Source organism: Streptococcus mitis (genome assembly GCF_001579045.1).
In the GTDB taxonomy this organism is placed as follows: Bacteria; Bacillota; Bacilli; order Lactobacillales; family Streptococcaceae; genus Streptococcus; species Streptococcus mitis_D.
This window is the reverse complement of the sequence record NZ_KQ970261.1, coordinates 128,640-143,008: the sequence shown is the minus strand read 5'-3', so window position 1 is coordinate 143,008 and position 14,369 is coordinate 128,640. Positions and strand designations below refer to the sequence as shown.

12 protein-coding genes, 1 tRNA gene and 1 other RNA gene are annotated in these 14,369 nt (G+C 42.3%); 10 read left to right on the top strand and 4 right to left on the bottom strand.

Annotated elements, in window-relative coordinates:
• Nucleotides 1-13 precede the first annotated feature (13 nt).
• Together rlmB and def are read right to left on the bottom strand one after the other, a co-directional pair.
• A complete protein-coding gene (rlmB, locus tag SMIDD28_RS00660) occupies nt 14-742 on the bottom strand; it encodes a 23S rRNA (guanosine(2251)-2'-O)-methyltransferase RlmB (protein ID WP_061423946.1) in 729 nt (242 codons plus the stop codon).
• Between the two features lie 44 nt (nt 743-786).
• Nucleotides 787-1,398 carry a peptide deformylase gene (gene def, locus SMIDD28_RS00655; protein ID WP_001272956.1) on the bottom strand — a complete coding sequence of 204 codons (612 nt, stop codon included), beginning with the start codon at nt 1,396-1,398 and terminating at the stop codon, nt 787-789.
• Nucleotides 1,399-1,686: 288 nt separating this feature from the next.
• Here def and SMIDD28_RS10815 point away from each other — a divergent pair, with 288 nt between their 5' ends.
• The 4 genes from SMIDD28_RS10815 (at nt 1,687) to ssrA (ending at nt 4,901) form a co-directional block, all read left to right on the top strand.
• Complete coding sequence (locus SMIDD28_RS10815; protein WP_081103159.1) at nt 1,687-3,006, top strand: CapA family protein; 1,320 nt, start codon at nt 1,687-1,689, stop codon at nt 3,004-3,006.
• 21 nt (nt 3,007-3,027) lie between these two features.
• Nucleotides 3,028-3,855 (top strand): HAD family hydrolase, encoded by an 828-nt coding sequence (locus SMIDD28_RS00640; RefSeq protein ID WP_061423944.1) that lies wholly within the window; start codon nt 3,028-3,030, stop codon nt 3,853-3,855.
• 1 nt (nt 3,856) lies between these two features.
• The gene (locus tag SMIDD28_RS00635; protein WP_061423942.1) at nt 3,857-4,492 is read left to right on the top strand and encodes an SGNH/GDSL hydrolase family protein; all 636 of its coding nucleotides are present in this window, start codon (nt 3,857-3,859) and stop codon (nt 4,490-4,492) included.
• Between the two features lie 61 nt (nt 4,493-4,553).
• Nucleotides 4,554-4,901: a transfer-messenger RNA gene (gene ssrA / locus SMIDD28_RS00630) on the top strand.
• 206 nt (nt 4,902-5,107) lie between these two features.
• Here ssrA and SMIDD28_RS00625 read toward each other — a convergent pair.
• Nucleotides 5,108-5,195: transfer RNA gene (locus tag SMIDD28_RS00625), tRNA-Ser, on the bottom strand.
• 161 nt (nt 5,196-5,356) lie between these two features.
• Between SMIDD28_RS00625 and SMIDD28_RS00620 the strand changes: the two genes are divergently transcribed.
• The 4 genes from SMIDD28_RS00620 (at nt 5,357) to SMIDD28_RS00605 (ending at nt 11,346) form a co-directional block, all read left to right on the top strand.
• The gene (locus SMIDD28_RS00620; protein WP_000920654.1) at nt 5,357-6,097 is read left to right on the top strand and encodes a DeoR/GlpR family DNA-binding transcription regulator; all 741 of its coding nucleotides are present in this window, start codon (nt 5,357-5,359) and stop codon (nt 6,095-6,097) included.
• On the top strand, nt 6,094-7,005 hold the full coding sequence (gene pfkB, locus SMIDD28_RS00615; RefSeq protein WP_061423940.1) for a 1-phosphofructokinase: 912 nt from the start codon (nt 6,094-6,096) through the stop codon (nt 7,003-7,005). The genes SMIDD28_RS00620 and pfkB overlap by 4 nt, the downstream gene beginning before the upstream one ends.
• Nucleotides 7,002-8,954: a PTS fructose transporter subunit IIABC gene (locus SMIDD28_RS00610; protein ID WP_061423938.1), complete on the top strand. Its 1,953-nt coding sequence runs from the start codon at nt 7,002-7,004 to the stop codon at nt 8,952-8,954. Before pfkB ends, SMIDD28_RS00610 begins: the two co-directional genes overlap by 4 nt.
• Before the next feature lie 88 nt (nt 8,955-9,042).
• Complete coding sequence (locus SMIDD28_RS00605) at nt 9,043-11,346, top strand: DNA translocase FtsK (RefSeq protein WP_081103158.1); 2,304 nt, start codon at nt 9,043-9,045, stop codon at nt 11,344-11,346.
• 44 nt (nt 11,347-11,390) lie between these two features.
• On the opposite strand, the gene SMIDD28_RS00600 is transcribed toward SMIDD28_RS00605, so the two are convergent.
• Nucleotides 11,391-11,828 (bottom strand): DUF6556 family protein, encoded by a 438-nt coding sequence (locus SMIDD28_RS00600; RefSeq protein WP_061423934.1) that lies wholly within the window; start codon nt 11,826-11,828, stop codon nt 11,391-11,393.
• A gap of 138 nt (nt 11,829-11,966) precedes the next feature.
• On the opposite strand from SMIDD28_RS00600, the gene SMIDD28_RS00595 reads away from it, so the two are divergent.
• Together SMIDD28_RS00595 and thiI are read left to right on the top strand one after the other, a co-directional pair.
• Nucleotides 11,967-13,109 carry a cysteine desulfurase family protein gene (locus SMIDD28_RS00595; protein WP_061423932.1) on the top strand — a complete coding sequence of 381 codons (1,143 nt, stop codon included), beginning with the start codon at nt 11,967-11,969 and terminating at the stop codon, nt 13,107-13,109.
• An 8-nt stretch (nt 13,110-13,117) separates the two neighbouring features.
• The gene (gene thiI, locus SMIDD28_RS00590) at nt 13,118-14,332 is read left to right on the top strand and encodes a tRNA uracil 4-sulfurtransferase ThiI (RefSeq protein WP_061423930.1); all 1,215 of its coding nucleotides are present in this window, start codon (nt 13,118-13,120) and stop codon (nt 14,330-14,332) included.
• Nucleotides 14,333-14,369 lie beyond the last annotated feature (37 nt).

The window sequence follows — 14,369 nt, the reverse complement described above, 5'->3', positions numbered from 1 at the left end:
GACTAGAACTTTTTTATAGTCTATTTCGAAAAACTTCGTACATGAGAATGGCCGCAGCAACACTGGCATTAAGGCTTTGAACATGTCCATTCATCGGAATGGTAATCATTTCATCGACCTGTTTTTTGATGTTGCTAGAGATACCTTTTCTTTCATTTCCAATGATGAGGGCGATTTTCCCTTTTGTATTCCACTTGTGGCAAGGAGTCCCATTCATATCCGTTCCAAAGGTCCAGAAGCCTTCATCCTTGAGTTTGTCTAGAGTTTGGCTCAGATTGGTCACTCGGGCAATTGGAACGTGTTCAATAGCACCTGTGGCCGTTTTGGCAACGACAGGAGTTACTCCGACAGCACGGTGCTTGGGAATGATGACACCTGAAACATTGGTCGCATCGGCTGTTCGCAAGATAGACCCCAGATTATGGGGATCGGTTAGACCATCTAGAATCAATAGTAGTGGATTTTCTTCTTGACGCGTTTGGGCAAGGATGTTATCCAGCTCGCTATAGGCAAATTCAGACACTCGTAGAACAAAACCTTGGTGGACAGCACCTTCAGTCATATCAGAGAGGGATTTTTTTGAAGTCCAAGAAATGGACACCTTCTTTTCTGTAGCCAGTTCTTTGACTTTCTCAACATTCTTACCTCGGAGATCTTCTTGGAGGTAAAGTTTGTTTCCTGTGTTTGCACGGAGGGCTTCGGTAACAGCGTGGACGCCATAGACAATATCATTTGTTTTCATGCCTCTATTATAACACAAAACCCCGTCTTGCAACGGGATTTTCTTTATTCCAGAATCAGTAAACCATCTTTAACTGCAAATGGGTCTTTTTCATTGATACGATCGTAAAACATGATTCCGTTGATGTGGTCAATTTCATGCTGAACAACGATGGAGTTGTAGCCTTTGAGCTTGATGCGGTGTTTTTCTCCATCCTTGTCAAAGTAGTCAACAGTAACGCGGGCATGGCGCACCACATAGCCAGGCACGTTGCGGTCAACAGACAGACAACCTTCTCCTTCGCCAAGAGCAGCGTCTTGAACAGAGTGAGAGACGATTTTTGGATTGTACATAATGGCTTGTAAGTCGTAGGCTTCCTGTGGAGTTTCTCCTTCTTCAACAATATTAGGCACCAAAACAGCGATAATGCGTTTTGAGATATCTAATTGAGGAGCAGCAAGTCCAACCCCACCGCGTAGCCCCATCTTTTCAGCCATGACAGGATCTTGGGAATGTTTGAGGAATTGCATCATCTTTTCGCCTAGGATGATTTCCTGGTCAGATAGGGGGAAAGTGACTTCCTCAGCAACCGCGCGTAGAGTTGGATTCCCCTCGCGGATAATATCGTTCATATCAATTAAGTGAGCAGCTTTTGTAATACGTTCTATAGCAGACATTTTCTCTCCTTTCATTACCTCTACATGATAACACAAAATGACAAGGATTGAAAGTATTACAGCCTTTAGGATTTATAGAAAATAGATAGGATGTTCAATTCATACTCAATGAAAATCAAAGAGCAAACTAGCAAACTAGGAAGCTAGCCGCAGGCTGTACTTGAGTACGGTAAGGCGACGCTGACGTGGTTTGAATTTGATTTTCGAAGAGTATCAATTGTGAAAGAATTACTTATCTATGATATAATAAAAAGAAAAGGCTTGCATAAGAAAGTAGGGAGAATGAAGATGCAAAGAAGACAAGATAGAAATCAGGGTGGTTTAGCTTTTCGTTTTATGAAGGGCTTGGTAAACTTTTTTAGGAGTTATCGCAAGTGGAGCAATAAAGGATTTGTGGCGGTACTCTTGCTAGCAGTTGCTTTATCAATGGGCTTGGTCTTATTGTTTGAAAGTTTCCAAGGCATGCCTCTGACCAGTCAAAAACGAGATACTATTTCTCAAGAAGGGACTAAGCAAAAGTCTCAGGAGCAGGAAGAGGAAAAATCTGCTAGAATTATGGCCAACGGAGATTTGCTCTACCACGATGGACTTTTCTTTTCAGCTAAAAAAGAAGACGGTACCTATGACTTTCATGAGAATTTTGAGTATGTGACTCCTTGGCTTAAGCAAGCAGACTTAGCTATTGGTGACTTTGAAGGAACCATCAATAAGGATCACTATTTAGCGGGTTATCCTCTCTTTAATGCTCCTGCTGAAGTTATGGATGCCATTAAGGATGCAGGTTATCATGTGCTGGATTTAGCTCATAATCATATTTTGGATTCGCAAATTGAGGGAGTTATTTCAACGGCCGATATTATTGAGAAAGCCGGAATCACTCCAATCGGAGTTTATACGCATGAACCACGTGATCAGGCTCCGCTGGTCATTAAGGAAGTGAATGGTATCAAGGTTGCTCTTTTGGCCTATTCCTATGGATTTAATGGAATTGAGCAAAATATTTCTCAAGAGGATTATAATCACTATCTTTCAGATTTAGATGAGAATAAAATGAAGTCTGAAATTGAACGGGCGGAAAAGGAAGCAGATATCACTATTATCATGCCACAAATGGGTGTTGAGTATCGCATAGAACCGACTGAAGAGCAAAAAGCTCTTTATCACAAGATGATTGATTGGGGAGCAGATATTATCTTTGGAGGGCATCCACACGTAGTTGAACCGTCTGAAATTGTTGAAAAAGATGGGGACAAGAAACTCATTATCTATTCAATGGGGAACTTCATTTCCAATCAACGAATTGAGACTATGCAAGGGGTAGAAAATGCTAAGTGGACTGAACGGGGTGTTCTCATGGACGTGACCATTAAGAAGAAGGATGGAAAAACAACTATCGGAACAGCTAAAGCTCATCCTACTTGGGTCAATCGAACACCAAAGGGAACTTTTTCACCAGAAAGCTATCCTTTATATCATTATCAAACCTATATCTTGGAAGATTTTATAGAGGGTGGTAGTCATCGTGATCAATTAGATGAAGCGACTAAGGAACGAATTGATACAGCCTACAAAGAAATGAATGAACATGTGGGATTGAAGTGGGATTAGCTTGAATCCAGAGGAAAGTAAATGACGATTAAGGTAATTGCGACAGATATGGATGGAACCTTGCTGGATGCTAGAGGCCAGCTGGATCTCCCACGCTTGGAAAAGATTTTAGATCAGTTGGATCAAAGGGGGATTCGTTTTGTCATCGCGACGGGCAATGAAATTCACCGCATGAGGCAACTACTGGGGCACTTGGTCGATCGAGTGGTTCTGGTTGTTGCAAACGGTGCTCGTATGTTTGAAAACAATGAATTGATTCAGGCTCAGACATGGGATGACGCCATTGTTGTCAAGGCTTTGGCTCATTTCAAGGATCGAGCGTGTAAGGACCAGTTTGTTGTAACGGGGATGAAGGGTGGTTTCGTCAAAGAAGGTACCGTTTTTACAGATCTTGAAAGTTTTATGACTCCAGAAATGATTGAAAAATTCTACCAACGGATGCATTTTGTGGATGAGTTAACATCTGATCTCTTTGGTGGTGTGCTCAAGATGAGCATGGTTGTTGGTGAGGAACGTTTGAGTTCGGTTTTGGAAGAAATCAATGACCTCTTTGATGGCCGTGTTCGGGCTGTATCGAGTGGCTATGGTTGCATTGATATCCTCCAAGCTGGGATTCATAAAGCATGGGGCTTGGAAGAATTACTCAAGCGCTGGGACTTAAACTCCCAACAAATCATGGCTTTTGGTGACAGTGAAAATGATGTTGAAATGCTTGAAATGGCTGGAATTGCCTATGCGATGGAAAATGCTGATGAGAAAGCCAAAGCTGTGGCTACTGCTCTAGCGCCAGCCAACAGCCAAGGAGGAGTTTACCAAGTCTTGGAAAACTGGTTAGAAAAAGGAGAATGAAGTGGCAGTACAGTTATTAGAAAATTGGCTCCTAAAGGAACAAGGCAAAATTCAAACCAAGTATCGTCACTTAAATCAGGTTTCTGTTCTAGAGCCAGACATTCTTTTTATTGGGGATTCCATTGTCGAGTATTATCCTCTACAGGAGCTATTTGGGACTTCAAAGACAATTGTCAATCGAGGGATTCGTGGCTATCAGACAGGACTGTTATTAGAGAATCTGGATGCGCATCTGTACGGTGGAGCAGTAGATAAAATTGTCCTTCTGATTGGGACAAACGATATTGGAAAAGATGTGCCTCTGAATGATGCTCTTAATAATCTCGAAGCTATCATACAGTCCATTGCTCGCGATTATCCACTGACAGAGATTAAATTGCTTTCCATTTTGCCAGTCAATGAAGGCGAGGAGTACCAGCAGACAGTCTATATCCGTACGAATGAAAAAATTCAGAGATGGAATCAGGCCTATCAAAAGCTTGCGTCGGCCTATATGCAGGTGGAATTTGTGCCAGTTTTTGATAGTTTGACAGACCAAGCAGGTCAACTAAAAAAAGATTATACTACTGATGGACTGCACCTCAGTGTTGCTGGTTATCAGGTTTTGACCAAAGCTTTGAAAGATTATCTTCTGTAGTTCATTGATTTCCTTTTTGCATTTTTGAGTTAGATAAGGTATAATGGTTTTATTGTCTTTTGGGGTCGTTACGGATTCGACAGGCATTATGAGGCATATTTTGCGACTCGTGTGGCGACGTAAACGCTCAGTTAAATATAACTGCAAAAAATAACACTTCTTACGCTCTAGCTGCCTAAAAACCAGCAGGCGTGACCTGATTTGGATTGCTCGTGTTCAATGACAGGTCTTATTATTAGCGAGATACGATTGAGTCTTGTCTAGCGGCTTGATAAGAGATTGATAGACTCGCAGTTTCTAGGCTTGAGTTATGTGTCGAGGGACTGTTAAACTAATACATAACCTATGGTTGTAGACAAATATGTTGGCAGGTGTTTGGACGTGGGTTCGACTCCCACCGGCTCCATTATTCCTTTGCATTCTTTTGCATTCCTTGGTAAAACGTTGTTAAATCAACGTTTTTTATTTTTATCTTTGGTATTCCTTAGTATTCTTTTGCGAAAAAGGATACAACAAAGGAGTCACAAATAGATCCTAAAACAGACCCTATTTTTAAAAAAGCGATAAAAAAAGATACAACATTTGTTGCATCCAAAAAATAATTTTTCTTTTCCACGGAAGACATGGGATTCGAACCCACGCACGCTGTTACACGCCTACCGCGTTTCCAACACGGCCTCTTAAGCCTCTTGAGTAATCTTCCAATACTTACTCAAATAGTCTACCATAAAGCCTCTTATCTTGCAATAAAAATTCTGGAAATAAGAAAAATGATAGATTTTGAAAGAAAATGATAAAAAATGCTTGACTTTAAAAGAAAGTGTGATAGAATGAATAGTGTAAACGATAACAGGAGGTGATTCGGTGTTAAAAACAGAGCGGAAGCAGCTGATTTTAGAGGAGTTAAATCAACATCATGTAGTTTCTCTAGAAAAATTAGTTAGTTTGCTAGAAACGTCAGAATCAACGGTTCGAAGAGACTTAGATGAGTTGGAAGCAGAAAACAAGCTTCGTCGTGTGCATGGTGGAGCAGAATTGCCCCATTCCTTGCAGGAAGAAGAAACCATTCAAGAAAAATCTGTCAAAAACCTTCAAGAGAAGAAGTTGTTAGCTCAGAAAGCAGCCTCTCTCATCAAGGAACAAGATGTCATCTTTATCGATGCTGGAACAACGACAGCCTTTTTGATTCATGAATTGGTTAATAAAAATGTCACAGTCGTGACCAATTCGATTCACCATGCCGCTCAGTTGGTTGAAAAGCAGATTCCAACTGTCATGGTTGGAGGAAGTGTCAAGATGGCAACAGATGCGAGCATCGGGGGCGTTGCTCTTAACCAGATTAACCAATTGCACTTTGACCGTGCCTTTATCGGGATGAATGGTGTGGACGATGGCTATTATACGACTCCTGATATGGAGGAGGGGGCTGTGAAGCGTGCTATTTTAGAAAATGCCAAACAGACCTATGTCTTGGTGGATTCGTCTAAAATTGGACAAACTTGCTTTGCCAAGGTAGCACCACTCAAACGAGCTATTGTTATCACAAGTCAAGGGCATGAGCTCTTGCAGGCTATTAAGGAGAAAACGGAGGTAATAGAAGTATGATTTATACAGTCACACTCAATCCATCCATTGACTATATCGTGCGCTTGGACCAAGTCCAAGTCGGTAGTGTCAATCGTATGGACAGTGATGATAAGTTTGCTGGTGGGAAAGGAATCAATGTCAGTCGTGTCTTGAAACGCTTGGGTATTCCCAATACAGCGACGGGATTTATCGGAGGTTTTACTGGTAAATTTATCACAGATACTTTGGCTGATGAAGAAATTGAGACACGTTTTGTCCAAGTGGCAGAAGATACTCGTATCAATGTTAAAATCAAAGCAGACCAAGAAACAGAAATCAATGGGACTGGTCCAAATGTGGAACCAGCTCAGCTAGAAGAATTGAAAGCTATTTTATCTAGCCTGACAGCAGAAGATACGGTGGTGTTTGCGGGTTCAAGTGCTAAAAATCTGGGCAATGTCATTTACAAGGATTTGATTGCCTTGACGCGTCAGACGGGTGCGCAAGTCGTTTGTGATTTTGAAGGACAGACCTTGATTGATAGTTTGGACTACCAGCCACTTTTGGTCAAACCAAACAATCATGAACTTGGAGCGATTTTTGGAGTGAAACTCGAAAGTTTAGATGAAATTGAGAAATACGCTCGTGAGTTACTGGCTAAAGGTGCTCAAAACGTCATTATTTCTATGGCTGGTGACGGTGCTCTTCTTGTCACATCTGAGGGAGCTTACTTCGCTAAACCAATCAAAGGAACAGTCAAAAATTCTGTCGGAGCTGGCGATTCTATGGTCGCTGGATTCACAGGTGAATTTGTCAAATCAAAAGACGCAGTAGAAGCCTTCAAATGGGGAGTAGCTTGCGGAACGGCAACCACCTTCTCAGATGATTTGGCAACGGCGGAATTTATTAAAGAAACATATGAAAAAGTTGAGGTAGAAAAACGATGAAAATTCAAGACCTATTGAGAAAAGATGTCATGTTGCTCGATTTGCAAGCAACTGAAAAAACTGCTGTCATCGAAGAGATGATTAAAAGCTTGGTAGACCACGGTTATGTGACAGATTTTGAAACCTTTAAAGAAGGAATTTTGGCGCGTGAAGCTCTCACTTCTACTGGTTTGGGTGACGGAATTGCTATGCCTCACAGCAAGAACTCTGCTGTCAAAGAAGCGACAGTTCTCTTTGCCAAGTCAAACAAGGGTGTTGACTACGAGAGCTTGGATGGGCAACCAACTGACCTTTTCTTTATGATTGCAGCTCCAGAAGGTGCCAATGATACTCACTTAGCAGCCTTGGCAGAATTGTCTCAATACTTGATGAAAGACGACTTTGCTGATAAACTTCGTCAAGTAACATCAGCTGACCAAGTTATCGAACTTTTTGACCAAGCTTCAGAAAAAACTGAAGAGCCTGTTCAAGTGCCTGCTAATGACTCTGGTGACTTTATCGTAGCTGTTACAGCTTGTACAACAGGTATTGCCCACACTTACATGGCCCAAGAAGCTCTTCAAAAAGTGGCTGCTGAAATGGGTGTTGGAATTAGGGTCGAAACCAACGGTGCTAGTGGTGTTGGTAACCAACTAACTGCGGAAGACATTCGTAAGGCTAAAGCTATTATCATCGCAGCAGATAAGGCTGTAGAAATGGATCGTTTCGATGGTAAACCATTGATCAATCGTCCAGTTGCTGACGGTATCCGTAAGACAGAAGAGTTAATTAACTTGGCTCTTTCAGGAGAAGCGGAAGTCTACCGTGCAGCTAATGGTGCAAAAGCTGCAACAGCCTCTAACGAAAAACAAAGCCTTGGTGGTGCCTTCTACAAACACTTGATGAGTGGTGTATCCCAAATGTTACCATTCGTTATCGGTGGTGGTATCATGATTGCCCTTGCCTTCTTGATTGACGGTGCTTTGGGTGTTCCAAATGAAAACCTTGGCAATCTTGGTTCCTACCATGAGCTAGCTTCTATGTTCATGAAAATTGGGGGAGCTGCCTTTGGTTTGATGCTTCCAGTCTTTGCAGGTTATGTTGCCTATTCTATCGCTGAAAAACCAGGTTTGGTAGCAGGTTTCGTGGCTGGTGCTATTGCCAAAGAAGGTTTTGCCTTTGGTAAAATTCCTTATGCCGCAGGTGGTGAAGCAACTTCAACTCTTGCAGGTGTCTCATCTGGTTTCCTAGGTGCCCTTGTGGGTGGATTTATCGCAGGTGCTTTGGTTCTTGCTATCAAGAAATACGTTAAAGTTCCTCGTTCACTTGAAGGTGCTAAATCAATCCTTCTCTTGCCACTTCTTGGGACAATCTTGACAGGATTTGTCATGCTAGCTGTTAACATCCCGATGGCAGCAATCAACACTGCTATGAATGACTTCCTAGGCGGTCTTGGAGGTGGTTCAGCTGTCCTTCTCGGTATCGTCCTTGGTGGAATGATGGCTGTTGACATGGGTGGACCAGTTAACAAAGCGGCTTATGTATTTGGTACAGGTACGCTTGCAGCGACTGTTTCTTCAGGTGGTTCTGTGGCTATGGCAGCAGTTATGGCTGGAGGAATGGTACCACCACTTGCAATCTTTGTCGCAACTCTTCTTTTCAAAGATAAATTTACTAAAGAAGAACGCAACTCTGGTTTGACAAACATCATCATGGGCTTGTCATTTATCACTGAGGGAGCAATTCCATTTGGTGCCGCTGACCCAGCTCGTGCTATCCCAAGCTTCATCCTTGGTTCAGCAGTAGCAGGTGGACTCGTTGGTCTTACTGGTATCAAACTCATGGCGCCACACGGAGGAATCTTCGTTATTGCCCTTACTTCAAATGCTCTTCTTTACCTCGTTTCTGTCTTGGTAGGAGCAATCGTAAGTGGTGTAGTCTATGGTTACCTACGCAAACCACAAGCATAAAACTTAGATAGAAAATGAAAAGATTGGACCGTTTGGTGCAGTCTTTTTCTCTTTCCGAAATGCCTGTGAAATATGGTATAATAGAAGAATGGCAAACAAGAATACAAGTAAAACAAGACGGAGACCGTCTAAAGCAGAACTCGAAAGAAAAGAAGAGATTCAACGAATGTTGATTTCGTTAGGAATCGCCCTTTTATTGATTTTCGCAGCCTTCAAATTAGGGGCTGCAGGTATAACCCTTTACAATTTAATTCGCTTGCTAGTGGGTAGCCTAGCTTATCTGGCAATATTTGGTATCCTGCTCTACCTCTTCTTTTTCAAGTGGATACGAAAACAGGAAGGACTCTTATCAGGTTTTTTCACCATATTTGCTGGCTTACTCTTGATTTTTGAGGCCTACTTAGTTTGGAAATATGGTTTGGACAAGTCGGTCCTAAAAGGGACCATGGCTCAGGTTGTAACTGATCTGACTGGTTTTCGAACGACCAGTTTTGCTGGAGGTGGCTTGATTGGTGTTGGACTCTATGTACCAATCGCCTTTCTCTTCTCCAATATCGGTACTTACTTTATTGGTTCTATCTTGATTTTAGTGGGTGCCCTCCTAGTCAGTCCTTGGTCTGTTTACGATATTGCTGAATTTTTCAGTAGAGGCTTTGCTAAATGGCGGGAAGGGCATGAGTGTCGAAAAGAGGAACGCTTTGTCAAACAAGAAGAAAAAGCTCGTCAAAAAGCTGAGGAAGAGGCTAGATTAGAAAAAGAAGAGGCTGAAAAAGCCTTACTCGATATGCCTCCTGTTGATATGGAAACGGGTGAAATTCTGACTGATGATGTTGTGCTTGACGTTCCTCCTGTTCCAGAAGAAGAGTGGGTGGAACCAGAAATCATCCTACCTCAAGCTGAACATGAATTCCCTGAACATGAGGAGGTTTTTGATGATGAAGATGTACAAGTTGATTTTTCAGCCAAGGAGGCTCTTGAATACAAACTTCCAAGCTTACAACTCTTTGCCCCTGATAAACCTAAAGACCAGTCTAAAGAGAAGAAAATCGTTCGTGAAAATATCAAAATCCTAGAAGAAACCTTTGCTAGCTTTGGTATCAAGGTAACGGTTGAACGGGCCGAAATTGGGCCATCAGTGACCAAGTATGAAGTCAAGCCTGCAGTGGGTGTACGGGTCAACCGCATTTCCAATCTAGCAGATGACCTCGCTCTAGCCTTGGCAGCCAAGGATGTCCGAATCGAAGCACCTATCCCAGGGAAATCTTTAGTGGGAATTGAAGTACCTAACTCCGAGATTGCGACAGTTTCTTTCCGAGAACTATGGGAACAATCTCAAACGAAAGCAGAAAATCTCTTGGAAATTCCTCTAGGAAAGGCGGTTAATGGCACCGCAAGAGCTTTTGACCTTTCCAAAATGCCCCACTTGCTAGTTGCAGGTTCAACGGGTTCAGGGAAGTCAGTAGCTGTTAACGGCATTATCGCCAGCATCCTCATGAAGGCGAGACCTGACCAAGTTAAATTTATGATGGTCGATCCCAAGATGGTTGAGTTATCTGTTTACAATGATATTCCCCACCTCTTGATTCCAGTTGTGACCAATCCACGCAAAGCCAGCAAGGCTCTGCAAAAGGTTGTGGATGAGATGGAAAATCGTTATGAACTCTTTGCCAAGGTAGGAGTCCGCAATATTGCAGGCTTTAATGCCAAGGTAGAAGAGTTCAATGCCCAGTCTGAGTACAAGCAGGTTCCGCTACCACTCATTGTCGTGATTGTGGATGAGTTGGCTGACCTTATGATGGTGGCCAGTAAGGAAGTGGAAGATGCCATTATCCGTTTGGGACAGAAGGCGCGTGCTGCTGGTATCCACATGATTCTCGCAACCCAGCGCCCATCTGTTGACGTCATCTCTGGTTTGATTAAGGCTAATGTCCCATCTCGTGTCGCTTTCGCAGTTTCATCAGGAACAGATTCTCGTACTATCTTGGATGAAAATGGAGCAGAAAAACTGCTTGGTCGAGGTGACATGCTCTTTAAACCGATTGATGAAAATCATCCAGTTCGTCTCCAAGGATCCTTTATCTCGGATGATGATGTTGAACGCATCGTAAACTTCATTAAGGCTCAGGCAGATGCGGACTACGATGAGAGTTTTGATCCCGGTGAGGTTTCTGAAAATGAAGGAGAATTTTCAGATGGTGAATCTGGTGGGGATCCGCTATTTGAAGAAGCCAAGGCTTTGGTAATCGAAACTCAGAAAGCAAGCGCATCTATGATTCAGCGTCGTTTGTCAGTTGGATTTAACCGTGCGACCCGTCTCATGGAAGAGCTTGAGATGGCAGGTGTCATTGGTCCAGCTGAAGGTACCAAACCAAGAAAAGTTTTACAACAATAAAAAAATAGCTTCTTTCCAAGTTTGGAGGGAAGCTATTTTAGAGGCTATTGATTGCTTTTATTTTCTGAAGTTGGAGTATTATTGGACTGTTTTTCATTATCAGCGGCAGGCTTACTTGGAGTAGGAGCAGGAGTAGAAGAATCCAGAGTTGATGCTTTCTGCTCTTCTTTTTTCTCTTCCTTGACGCTGGATTTTGGTGTTTCCTCTTGCTGTGTTTTTTCTTGACTAGTGTTAGTTTCCTTAGTTGGACTGGTGTTTTCCTTAGGGGATTCCTTTTGGATTTCTTTGACAATGGTTGTCGTCTGGGTTGTCGCAGGTTCTTTTTTAGTATTTTTGTTATTATCCAAGGCGTTCATGATAGTGATACTTGCGGTAATTAAGCCAAGGATACTACCGATAGTAGCGACGGTTTTTTGAAAGACTGTAAAGCCTTTTTTGATGTGTTCTGTTTTTGGTTTTGAAGTTCTACGATAATTAGACATACATTCTCTCCTTTAATTAAAATTTATTATACCTCATTTCTTTAAAAAAATCTTAAAAAAAGAGGAAATGCCCTTTCTTGTCGCAGGCTTCGTTTCATGATACAATAGAAGGAGTGATTTTAGAAAGCGTGAGAAAACATGATTTACTTTGATAATTCGGCGACGACCAAGCCCTATCCTGAAGCCCTTGAAACCTATATGCAGGTGGCGTCAAAAATTTTAGGGAACCCATCTAGTCTCCATCGTTTGGGAGACCAGGCAACACGAATCTTAGATGCTTCTCGTCAGCAAATTGCAGATTTAATCGGTAAGAAAAGTGATGAAATCTTCTTTACCTCTGGAGGAACAGAAGGGGATAACTGGGTCATCAAGGGGGTGGCCTTTGAAAAAGCCCAGTTTGGCAAGCACATCATCGTTTCGAACATTGAACATCCAGCAGTTAAGGAATCAGCCCTCTGGTTGAAATCTCAAGGTTTTGAAGTGGATTTTGCTCCAGTTAATGAGAAAGGATTTGTGGATGTTGAGGCACTAGCAGATTTGATAAGACCTGATACGACCCTCATTTCTATCATGGCAGTAAACAATGAAATTGGTTCTGTTCAACCTATTGAGGCTATTTCAAAACTATTGGCAGACAAGCCAACTATTACTTTCCACGTTGATGCGGTTCAGGCACTTGCTAAGATTCCGACTGAAAAGTATCTGACAGAACGAGTGGATTTCGCGACTTTTTCTAGTCACAAGTTCCACGGAGTTCGTGGTGTTGGTTTTGTTTATATCAAGTCTGGCAAGAAGATTACGGCTCTTTTAACAGGTGGTGGTCAGGAGCGCGACTATCGTTCGACAACTGAAAATGTTGCAGGGATTGCTGCGACAGCCAAGGCCCTCCGTTTGTCTATGGAAAAGCTAGATATCTTTAGGAGCAAGACTGGACAGATGAAAGCTGTTATTCGCCAAGCCCTTCTGGACTATCCAGATATTTTTGTCTTTTCAGATGAGGAAGACTTTGCCCCTCATATCCTGACTTTTGGAATCAAAGGTGTTCGAGGTGAAGTCATCGTTCACGCCTTTGAAGACTATGATATTTTCATCTCAACGACCTCTGCTTGTTCGTCCAAGGCAGGAAAACCTGCAGGTACCTTGATTGCTATGGGAGTGAATAAGGACAAGGCCCAGTCAGCTGTGCGTCTTAGTCTAGACATTGAAAATGATATGAGTCAGGTCGAGCAGTTTTTGACTAAGTTAAAATTAATTTACAATCAAACTAGAAAAGTAAGATAGGAGCATTCATGCAGTATTCAGAAATTATGATTCGCTACGGTGAGCTGTCAACCAAGGGTAAAAACCGTATGCGTTTCATCAATAAACTTCGTAATAATATTTCAGACGTTTTGTCTATCTATCCCCAAGTTAAGGTAACGGCAGATCGCGACCGTGCCCATGCTTACCTCAATGGAGCAGATTACACAGCAGTAGCAGAATCACTCAAGAAAGTCTTTGGAATTCAAAACTTTTCCCCTGTTTATAAGGTTGAAAAATCTGTAGAAGTTCTGAAGTCTTCTGTCCAAGAGATTATGCAGGACATCTACAAGGAAGGCATGACCTTTAAGATTTCTAGCAAGCGTAGCGACCACAACTTTGAACTCGACAGTCGTGAACTAAACCAAACTCTTGGAGGAGCTGTTTTTGAAGCTATTCCAAATGTGCAAGCTCAAATGAAAAGTCCTGATATCAATCTCCAAGTGGAGATTCGTGAGGAAGCTGCTTATATTTCTTATGAAACCATTCGTGGAGCTGGTGGTTTGCCAGTTGGAACTTCAGGTAAAGGGATGCTTATGTTGTCAGGAGGGATTGACTCACCTGTGGCTGGTTATCTTGCTCTTAAGCGTGGGGTGGACATCGAGGCTGTTCACTTTGCCAGCCCTCCTTACACCAGTCCTGGTGCCCTTAAAAAAGCGCAAGATTTGACTCGTAAATTGACCAAGTTTGGAGGAAATATCCAGTTTATCGAAATTCCTTTTACAGAGATTCAAGAGGAAATTAAGGCCAAGGCGCCAGAAGCCTATCTCATGACCTTGACGCGTCGTTTTATGATGCGGATTACTGACCGTATTCGTGAGGTACGAAATGGTTTGGTTATCATCAATGGGGAAAGCCTAGGTCAAGTAGCTAGCCAGACCTTGGAAAGCATGCAGGCTATTAACGCTGTGACCAACACTCCCATCATCCGTCCAGTTGTGACCATGGATAAGTTGGAAATCATCGATATTGCACAAGAAATTGATACCTTTGACATTTCAATCCAGCCTTTTGAAGACTGTTGTACGATTTTTGCACCAGATCGTCCAAAGACTAATCCTAAGATTAAGAATGCGGAGCAGTACGAAGCGCGTATGGATGTTGAAGGCTTAGTTGAGCGAGCAGTGGCAGGGATTATGATTACTGAAATCACACCGCAGGCTGAAAAAGATGAGGTCGATGACTTGATTGACAATCTGCTCTAATCAGAAAATCCAAAAGAATTTAGAAAATTAAATGAAA

Coding starts and splice junctions, on each gene's coding strand:
- rlmB (WP_061423946.1), bottom strand. CDS start 742: ATGAAAACAAATGATATTGTCTATGGCGTCCACGCTGTTACCGAAGCC.
- def (WP_001272956.1), bottom strand. CDS start 1,398: ATGTCTGCTATAGAACGTATTACAAAAGCTGCTCACTTAATTGATATG.
- SMIDD28_RS10815 (WP_081103159.1), top strand. CDS start 1,687: ATGCAAAGAAGACAAGATAGAAATCAGGGTGGTTTAGCTTTTCGTTTT.
- SMIDD28_RS00640 (WP_061423944.1), top strand. CDS start 3,028: ATGACGATTAAGGTAATTGCGACAGATATGGATGGAACCTTGCTGGAT.
- pfkB (WP_061423940.1), top strand. CDS start 6,094: ATGATTTATACAGTCACACTCAATCCATCCATTGACTATATCGTGCGC.
- SMIDD28_RS00610 (WP_061423938.1), top strand. CDS start 7,002: ATGAAAATTCAAGACCTATTGAGAAAAGATGTCATGTTGCTCGATTTG.
- SMIDD28_RS00605 (WP_081103158.1), top strand. CDS start 9,043: ATGGCAAACAAGAATACAAGTAAAACAAGACGGAGACCGTCTAAAGCA.
- SMIDD28_RS00600 (WP_061423934.1), bottom strand. CDS start 11,828: ATGTCTAATTATCGTAGAACTTCAAAACCAAAAACAGAACACATCAAA.
- SMIDD28_RS00595 (WP_061423932.1), top strand. CDS start 11,967: ATGATTTACTTTGATAATTCGGCGACGACCAAGCCCTATCCTGAAGCC.
- thiI (WP_061423930.1), top strand. CDS start 13,118: ATGCAGTATTCAGAAATTATGATTCGCTACGGTGAGCTGTCAACCAAG.